The organism is Streptomyces kebangsaanensis, from assembly GCF_001906585.1.
In the GTDB taxonomy this organism is placed as follows: domain Bacteria; phylum Actinomycetota; class Actinomycetes; order Streptomycetales; family Streptomycetaceae; genus Streptomyces; species Streptomyces kebangsaanensis.
Genome location: NZ_JUJA01000032.1, coordinates 71,359 through 79,309, shown reverse-complemented (window position 1 = coordinate 79,309; position 7,951 = coordinate 71,359). Strand labels below are relative to the sequence as shown.

Genomic DNA, 7,951 nt, shown 5'->3' with positions numbered 1-7,951 from the left:
AGCGGGCCCACCTCCGGGCTCGCCCCACTTCCGCGGGGTCGGGCCGGATCTCCAGCTGCACTTGAAGCACCTGCACCGCTCACACCATCCGAACCGGCGGACATATGGCCTCGCGCACGCGAGGGCCACGATCGTAGCCATTTTCTGCATGGGCAGAACAATGCCCGGAGCAGGAATCACGGAACGTGACTCCCTTCGGAAACAGCATGGTTGACTTACCGTCACCGCAACAAGCGCTTCGGGCATATTCCCGCGCGAAGGAGTACCCGTGCGGCATACTGTGCGACGCCCGTCATGACATGGCTCGTGCTCGGAACCACTCGCATCCCGCACGAGTACTCGAACACGGCGGCGACTCCGGGACGTGACCGTTCACGCGCGGGGACGCCGGTACGGTGGCGACGCTCCGTGACGCCCATGTGCCACGATCCGTGACATCGGCCGGCGGCCGTCCACGGCGTCACGCGGACAGCGGCTCCTCGTCCACCGCTGCCGCGAGGTCCGGGTAGACGTCGAAGAGGCGGCGCACGCCGAGCGCGCCGAGCACACGGTTGACGTGCGAGCCGTCGACCGCGCCGCGGGCCGGCAGGATCAGGCGGAGCCGGCCCTGGCAGGACCGGATCAGACGGCGGGCGGCTATGAGGACGCCGACGCCGCTGGAGTCGCAGAAGAAGACGTCCGAGAGGTCCAGGACGAGATGGCGGCGGCCCTGGGCCACCGCCTCGTGCACCCGCTGCCGCAGCACCGGCGAGGTCAACAGGTCCAGTTCGCCGGCGACCCGGAGCACGCTCCACCCGCCCTGTTGGTCGTCGGTCACCTTGAACGCCACGGCCCGCCCTCCGCTCACCGGATCTTCCCCGGAACCGCTCGGAAACGGAAGCAGTTCCTACGCTTCTTTCCGCGCGGCTGCCCAGCGGCCGTTCCCTCAAACGCCTTGACTCAAACCGAGACCGCTCCTTCAGAGACTTGTTTCAGTCATTTTCGATCGCACTCGATCAGAGTTGGTCTTGCGGTAATGGGGGCGCGCATTGGCACAAAGGGGCGTGCGTTGTCGGACGTGCCGACTACATTCGAGGTGACCGCACCGACACGCTGGGCAGGGCGCAGCCGGGTTCTGGAGGGGGCCGCATGGCGAAGAAGGGCGCACCGCCCCACTGGGACCGCAGGATGCGACAACGGCTCGTGCGCGGGGAGGCGGCCGCCCTCGGTGAGCTCTACGACCGTTTCGCCTCCCTCGTGCACGGCCTCGCCCACCGGGTGCTCGGGGACGAGCGGGCCGCCGACCGCATCACCCGCGAGGTCTTCGCGCACGTCTGGGAACACCCCGACGCCTACGACCCCCGGCAGGGACCGCTGCGCTCCTGGATGGCCTCGCTGACCCACCGGATCGCCGTGCAGCGGCTGCGCAGCACCGGGACCGCCGCGCAGGCCCGCGACGGGCAGGGCTCCCCCGAGGCCCTGGAACTCAGGGTGCGCCGCGCCTCGGCCGCCGCCCGCGCCGACTACATCGTCCACTCCCTGCCGGCCCCCCTGCGCGCCGCCCTGGAACTGGCCTACTTCCAGCGCCGCGACTACCGGCAGACCGCCGCCGACCTCGGCATCCCCGAGGACGAGGCCCGCCGCCGCCTCCGCCTGGGCCTCCAGCTCCTCTCCACGGCCCACGACACGGACTCCCCCGGCACACCACCCGGCCACGGGGGCGCGGCATGACCCCACCGGAACCGGAACAGCCCGGCACCCCGGGCGGCCCCGGCGACCCGGGCTGCTCCCACGACCCCGACGGACCGAACGGCCCACATGACCCCGGCGACCCCGGCGGTCCGGGCGGTCCGGGCGGTCCGGGCGGCCCCGGTCGCCCCGGTGGGTCTCGGGGTGCCCCCGGGCCCGGTCGCGGTCGGCCGGTGCGTGCACCCGGGCCCCGCGCGTCCGTCGAGGATGGCGGGTGGTCGCTGCCCGTGCGGGAGGAGTCGGCGGAGGTGAAGGGCCGGAGTGTGGTGGAGCACCATGTTCTGAAGTCGCTTCTCGGGGCGTGGGCGTTGGCCGCCTGCACGCAGGAGGAGGCGGTGGCGGTCGAGGAGCACCTCGGGGGGTGCGGCGACTGCGCCGAGGAGGCTCTGCGGCTGCGGGAGGCGGTCGGGCTGCTGCACCGGCCCGACAGCCTGGACCTGGACCCGGGGCTGCGCACGCACGTGCTGGACGGCTGCCTGGAGCGGCGGCCGCCGCGCATCCCCGTGCCCGGGTGGGCGGCTGCCTACGACGCCGAGACCGCCCGCCTGGACGCGCTGCTGCGGGACATGGGCGACTCCGAGTGGCACGCGCCGGTACGCCTGCGGTGGTTCGCGGGCGAGGACGCCACCAGCCGCCGTACGACCGTCGCCGGGGTCATCGCGCACCTGTTGAGCGTCGACGGGCTCGTCGCGGTGGCGCTCGGACTCGACGACCCGCTCGGCGACGCCGGCGCCCGCGCCGACCGCCCCACCCCGGCGGCGCGCACCGAGGCGTACTGGCGGGCCTCGCACTTCCCGCCGACCCGGTCGGTGCGGACGCCCTGGCGGGAGCAGACGCACGCCCTGGTGCGGACCGTGTCCTTCACCGGCGAGGGCACGGGCGGACCCACCGTGCCCTACGGCGACTTCGAACTCCCGCTGCCCGACGCGATGCTGGACCGCGCCTTCGAGTGCTGGGTGCACGCCGAGGACATCGCCCGGGCCGTGGACTACCCGTACGGGCCGCCGGCCCCGCGGCACCTGCACGGGATGATCGACCTCGCGGCCCGGATGCTGCCGGGCGTGCTGGCCGCACGGCGGCGGGCCGGGCTCGCCTCGCCCGCCCGCGCCCGGCACCTGGTGACCGCCGGCGAACCCGGCCGCAGCCTGCGCCTGGAGATCGAGGGCCAGGGCGGCGGCCAGTGGCTGATACCGCTCGACTCACCCGGAGCGGTCGGCTCCGCGGAACACGAGGTGGCCCATGTGGTCCTGGACGGCCCGGAGTTCTGCCGGCTGGCGGCGGGGCACGTCGCTCCGCGCGAGGCGGTGGCCGGTCAGGTCGGCGACCGCGAGGCGATCAGGGACGTGCTGTACGCGGCGGCGTCGCTGAGCCGTATGTGAACCCTCCCCCGGCTGAAGGCAGGGAGATTCCCGGCTCACGTCGCCTGCGGGCCCGGCGGACCAGCAGGTCTTGCACGGTCGACACCGGCCGGGGCGGAACCGGCCCGGTCCGGCACCGCGAGCAAAGAAGTCGCCCTGCCGGCTCGGTTCTCGCTCAGCGCGGCGGAGAGCACACCGGTCCGCCCGATTCTCCCCCGCAAGCGGGCGGTACCCCCACCCCGCCCTGGAGGACGGGTCGTCCTCGGAGGTTCCCGGTGACACCGCCGCCGGGCGGGTCAGGCGAACACCACCGTCCGCCGCCCGTTCAGCAGGATCCGGCGCTCCGCGTGCCACTTCACCGCCCGCGCCAGCGCCTGGCACTCCACGTCCCGTCCGACGGCGACCAGTTGGTCCGGGGTGACGTCGTGGCCCACCCGTTCGACCTCCTGCTCGATGATCGGGCCCTCGTCGAGGTCGGCCGTCACGTAGTGCGCCGTCGCACCGATCAGCTTCACGCCGCGCGCGTGCGCCTGGTGGTACGGCTTCGCGCCCTTGAAGCTCGGCAGGAAGGAGTGGTGGATGTTGATGACCCGGCCGCTGAGCCGCTTGCACAGGTCGTCGGAGAGGACCTGCATGTAGCGGGCGAGGACGACCAGTTCGACGTCCTCCTCGCGCACGATCTCCAGCAGCCGTGCCTCGGCCTCCGACTTGGTGTCCTTGGTCACCGGGATGTGGTGGAAGGGAATGTTGTACGACCCCACCAGCTCGGCGAAGTCGGTGTGGTTGGACACCACCGCCGCAATCTCCACCGGCAGCGCGCCGATCCGGGCGCGGAAGAGCAGGTCGTTCAGGCAGTGCCCGAACTTGCTGACCATCAGCACGATCCGCATCTTCTCGTCGGCCCGGTGGATCTGCCAGTCCATCGAGAAGGAGTCACCGATCGCCGCGAAGCTGGCGCGCAGCTTGTCCACCGTGATCGGCGCCTCGGCCGAGAAGTGGACCCGCATGAAGAACAGTCCCGTGTCGTGGTCGCCGAACTGCTGGCTGTCCTCGATGTTGCAGCCGGTCATGAACAGATAGCTGGACACGGCGTGCACGATGCCCTTCTTGTCCGGGCACGAGAGAGTCAGGAGGTACTGATCGGCCGGGGCCGCCGCGGCTCGGGAGGACTGCTCGTTCATGCAGGACAGGGTCTCATGCCGGGCACGGCCCGTCGTCCGGCGTCCGTCACACGGACCGTCCGCCGCGCGGGCCGTCCGTCACGCGGACCGCGTCAGGATCCGCAGCACCTCGAGGGTGCGCGGCGGCGTGTCCGGGTCCTCGCCGTCGCTCGCCGCGAGCCGCACATGCGCGTCCCGCGCCGCCCGCACCGCCTCCGGCCAGGCGTGGTGGTCGAAGTACGCGGCCACCGGCGCGTCCGGGCCCACCTGGTGCATGATGCGCAGCACCCGCAGGACCGCGGTGTCGACGAGCGCCGCCTCCTGGGAGTCCCGGAAGATCGTGCCGACGTACTTCTCGGCGGACCAGTTGTCCAGCCAGGTGTCCTCGACCAGCCGGTAGACGGCGTCGGTGACGTCGCCGTACCCCTCGACGCCTGCCAGCCAGACGTCCCGCTGGAACACCGGATCGGAGAGCATGTGCAGCGCGGAGCGCACATTGCTGCGCCAGCGCCACCACGGCATGTCATTGACGGGCATGCCGCCCATGGTGGAGGAGCGACGGCCGCGACGGGAAGAGTTCTCCGAACCTTGCACGGTCACCGATCGTACGTTCCTCGCCCCAGCCGCCCCACCTGCCCCCGCAATTCACCTCTTTGTCACCCTTCGTTGACCGGGAGTCACTCAGAGATTGGTGATGTGACGGAATCGTGTGTGTACATGACCGGCAGGCGACGTTTCCGCACCACACTTCTCCCCACCCTCACCCGGCCCGCCGGAAGAGCCCTGCTGCCGGCGGGCGCTCTGGTGGCGTGTGCCTCGCTCGCCGCCGGCTGCGGGGTCGTCCCCGGCACCACGGGGGGTTCCGGGGGCGACTCCGTCACCGTGATGACCTGGGCGCCGGAGGACACCAGAGCGGCCAACAAGCCCGGCATGCCCGCCATGGCCAGGGCCTACGCCCGCTGGGTCAACGCCAACGGCGGGATCAACGGCCGCAAGCTGAACGTCCTGACCTGCAACGACGGCGACGACAGCGTGACCGCCGCGAAGTGCGCCCGACGCGCCGCGAAGGAGAACGTGGTCGCCGTCGTGGGCTCCTACAGCCAGCACAGCGGCTCCTTCTTCCCGCCGCTGGAGGGCGCCGGCATCCCGTACATCGGCGGCTACGGCGTCACCACCACCGAGTTCACCCGGGCCCTGTCCTACCCCGTCAACGGCGGCCAGCCCGCCCTGCTGGCCGGTCTCGGCAGGGAGCTCGCCGCACAGTGCGGCCCCGTCACGCTCGTACGCCCCGACACCGTCGCGGGCGACGAGCTGCCCGCCCTGCTCAACGCCGGTCTGCGGGCCGGCGGCCACGAGGACGCCCACGACCAGCGGGCCGCCGACGACGCCAACGAATACTCCGCCCAGGCCGACCGGGCGCTGAGCCGGTCGAGCGCCGACCCGGCGAGGGAGGGCTGTGTGGTCCCCGCCCTCGGGGAGCGCACCGACATCTTCATGGACTCCTTCCGCCGCGCCCGCGAGAGCCATCCGGCCGTGCGCACCGCCGCCGTGTTCGGCAGCGTCGACCAGTCGGTGATCGACGCCGGCGGCGGGAAGTCCGGCCCGTACGAGGGGGCGTACGTCACCGGCTGGTACCCGGTGGCGAGCGATCCGCGCTGGAACGGGATGAAGAAGGTCATCAACGAGCAGGCGTTCGGGGACAACCGCATCGACCCCGAGGACGCCGGAGTGCAGACCACGTGGGTCGCCTACACCGTGCTCCGGGCCGTCCTGGAGAAGATCGGCGACGGGGAGGTGAGCGCCCGCACCGTACGGCGCACCCTCGACCGCGGACTCACGGTCCACACCGGCGGGCTGACCCCGCCGCTGCGGTGGCGCACCTCCGACCTGCTCGCCTCCTCCGACTTCGCCCGGCTGGTCAACGCGGACGTGACCCAGCAGGTGGTGCGGCAGGGCCGGCTGGTGCCGGCCACGAAGGGGTTCACCGACATGGCGAAGACGCTGGAGAACGCGGACACCGACTGACCGGGCCGCTTCCCCTCACAGCTGGGTCGGCTGGCGCTGGGTGAGGCCGTACGTCTTCGCGATCTCGTTCCACAGCTGGGCGGCCTTGGCCTTCTCGGCGCTGGCGGTGCCGCTCTCGCGGTCGCCGGCCCGGCGCTCGCCGGTGATCCGGGCCTGGCCCTTCTTGCAGCCCTTCTTGCCGCGGGTCTGGTCGGCCCAGGCCGCGTAGTGCAGGTCGGCGGACTCCGACGCCTTCCAGGCCTTGGTGAGGGCCTGGGTCAGCTCGGCGTTGCCGGGGAGCTTGTCGACGGACAGCTGGTCCAGGCTCGTGACCAGCCCCTTGCGCTGCTCGGCCGCGTCGCGCAGGTCGGAGGCGGCCTGGTCGAGGTCGCGGCAGTTCCTGACGTCGTCCACCGCCTTGATCACGGAGGAGCGGCTGCTGCCGCTGTCGGCCAGCAGCTTGTCCAGCGCGACCGCCTGCTCCCGGGCCGGGTCGGCGGCGGACGAGGGGGACGCGTCGTCGGTGGCGGGCGCGGTCGCCGAGACGGTGGTGCTGTTGTCGCCGCTGTCGCCGCCGCCGCCGCTGAGCAGCGCGCCGGCGCCTATGCCGAGGGCGACGATCCCGACGCCCACGGTGGCGATCAGCGGCACGCGAGAGCCGGTACGCCGGCCTCCCCGGCCGCCCCCGCCGTCGTGCTTGCCGTCGTACCCGCCGTCGTACCCGCCGTCGTATCCGCCGGGCGGGGTGAACGCGGGCTGCTGGAGGCTGGGCAGTTGCTGGGTGGCCGGGGCCGCGCCGCCGGAGTCGTTGCGGAAGAGGTTGTCGAACTCGGCGGGCGTCTGCCATCCGCCGCCCGCCTGGGCGTCCACGGGCGCGATGAACTGCGTGGCCTCGGCGTCGGGGTTGTGCCCGGGGACGCCGCCCTGGGGCATGTGGCCCGGGAACCGCGCCGACGGGTCCCCGCCCGCCCCGGGCGGCATGGCCCCCGGCACCACGGGCGGTATGTACTGCGTGGCTCCTTCGTCCACCGCCGCGTTGCCCACGGGCGGCAGGAACTGGGTGGCCCCTTCGTCGACCGCCGGACCGCCGGGAGCACCGTGCGGGGTGCCGTACCCGCCGTACTCGGCCGCGTACGGCGCCGAGTGGGCGGTGGGGGCACCGTCACCGTAGGACGGGGCCGGCGCGCCCTCCGGGGGCAGGGGGCCCGCGCCCGGGTGGGCGGCGGAGGCCTGCGCGCCCCACTGCCGGGAGTCCCAGGACTGGGCGGACGGGGCGGTCTGCCAGCCCTGACCGTGCTGCGGGGACTGCTGGTCGGGACCCCACGGCTGGCCCCAGGCCTGACCGCCGGCGGGCGCCGGGACCTGGCCGCCCGGCCCGCTCGTCATGCCCGGCAGCAAGGGCTCACCTCCGTCGGAGGGCAGCACGATGCCTTCGTGCGCGGGCCGCGCCGAGGGCTCCTCGCCCTGTCCACTCTGCGTCACCGGGACTCCTACGATTGGGGGACCTTCGGAATCGTCGGCTCACGCTACCGGGTCCCCGGAGTCTGGTGCCACGCAGCACGGGGCGAGAGCTCCTTCCCCGTGGCGGCGGTAACAAAACCCGCTCACCGGGCGCTGTATATGTCCCGCATGCCTCACCAGGCCGTTCTCAGGCCGCCACCCGCACCTCCAGCCGTGCTCCGAACTCCCTCACCACCGGCT

At 72.9% G+C, this 7,951-nt stretch carries 7 protein-coding genes and 1 pseudogene; 3 read left to right on the top strand and 5 right to left on the bottom strand.

What is annotated here, in order from left to right; all coding sequences use genetic code 11:
- Together RH94_RS46560 and RH94_RS03165 are read right to left on the bottom strand one after the other, a co-directional pair.
- Positions 1 to 76 (bottom strand): annotated as a pseudogene (locus RH94_RS46560) (ATP-binding protein); the annotation flags it as partial.
- 384 nt (positions 77 to 460) lie between these two features.
- Positions 461 to 829 (bottom strand): STAS domain-containing protein, encoded by a 369-nt coding sequence (locus RH94_RS03165; RefSeq protein ID WP_073946124.1) that lies wholly within the window; start codon positions 827 to 829, stop codon positions 461 to 463.
- A 299-nt stretch (positions 830 to 1,128) separates the two neighbouring features.
- On the opposite strand from RH94_RS03165, the gene RH94_RS03160 reads away from it, so the two are divergent.
- Both RH94_RS03160 and RH94_RS03155 read left to right on the top strand, forming a co-directional pair.
- Positions 1,129 to 1,710, top strand: a complete 582-nt coding sequence (locus tag RH94_RS03160) for a sigma-70 family RNA polymerase sigma factor (protein WP_073946123.1) — start codon at positions 1,129 to 1,131, stop codon at positions 1,708 to 1,710.
- The gene (locus tag RH94_RS03155) at positions 1,707 to 3,107 is read left to right on the top strand and encodes a zf-HC2 domain-containing protein (protein WP_234425498.1); all 1,401 of its coding nucleotides are present in this window, start codon (positions 1,707 to 1,709) and stop codon (positions 3,105 to 3,107) included. The genes RH94_RS03160 and RH94_RS03155 overlap by 4 nt, the downstream gene beginning before the upstream one ends.
- Before the next feature lie 275 nt (positions 3,108 to 3,382).
- On the opposite strand, the gene purU is transcribed toward RH94_RS03155, so the two are convergent.
- Positions 3,383 to 4,267 (bottom strand): formyltetrahydrofolate deformylase, encoded by an 885-nt coding sequence (gene purU, locus RH94_RS03150; RefSeq protein ID WP_073946122.1) that lies wholly within the window; start codon positions 4,265 to 4,267, stop codon positions 3,383 to 3,385.
- 78 nt (positions 4,268 to 4,345) lie between these two features.
- Positions 4,346 to 4,846 (bottom strand): SCO4402 family protein, encoded by a 501-nt coding sequence (locus RH94_RS03145; protein WP_073946121.1) that lies wholly within the window; start codon positions 4,844 to 4,846, stop codon positions 4,346 to 4,348.
- A gap of 117 nt (positions 4,847 to 4,963) precedes the next feature.
- On the opposite strand from RH94_RS03145, the gene RH94_RS03140 reads away from it, so the two are divergent.
- Positions 4,964 to 6,271 (top strand): ABC transporter substrate-binding protein, encoded by a 1,308-nt coding sequence (locus RH94_RS03140; RefSeq protein ID WP_073946149.1) that lies wholly within the window; start codon positions 4,964 to 4,966, stop codon positions 6,269 to 6,271.
- 15 nt (positions 6,272 to 6,286) lie between these two features.
- Here the strand turns inward: RH94_RS03140 and RH94_RS03135 are convergent, their stop codons facing one another.
- On the bottom strand, positions 6,287 to 7,732 hold the full coding sequence (locus tag RH94_RS03135; RefSeq protein ID WP_073946120.1) for a hypothetical protein: 1,446 nt from the start codon (positions 7,730 to 7,732) through the stop codon (positions 6,287 to 6,289).
- Positions 7,733 to 7,951: the final 219 nt, after the last annotated feature.

Excerpts from the sequence above, each read along its gene's own strand:
- purU (WP_073946122.1), bottom strand. The coding sequence starts at position 4,267 with ATGAACGAGCAGTCCTCCCGAGCCGCGGCGGCCCCGGCCGATCAGTAC.
- RH94_RS03140 (WP_073946149.1), top strand. The coding sequence starts at position 4,964 with ATGACCGGCAGGCGACGTTTCCGCACCACACTTCTCCCCACCCTCACC.
- RH94_RS03160 (WP_073946123.1), top strand. The coding sequence starts at position 1,129 with ATGGCGAAGAAGGGCGCACCGCCCCACTGGGACCGCAGGATGCGACAA.
- RH94_RS03155 (WP_234425498.1), top strand. The coding sequence starts at position 1,707 with ATGACCCCACCGGAACCGGAACAGCCCGGCACCCCGGGCGGCCCCGGC.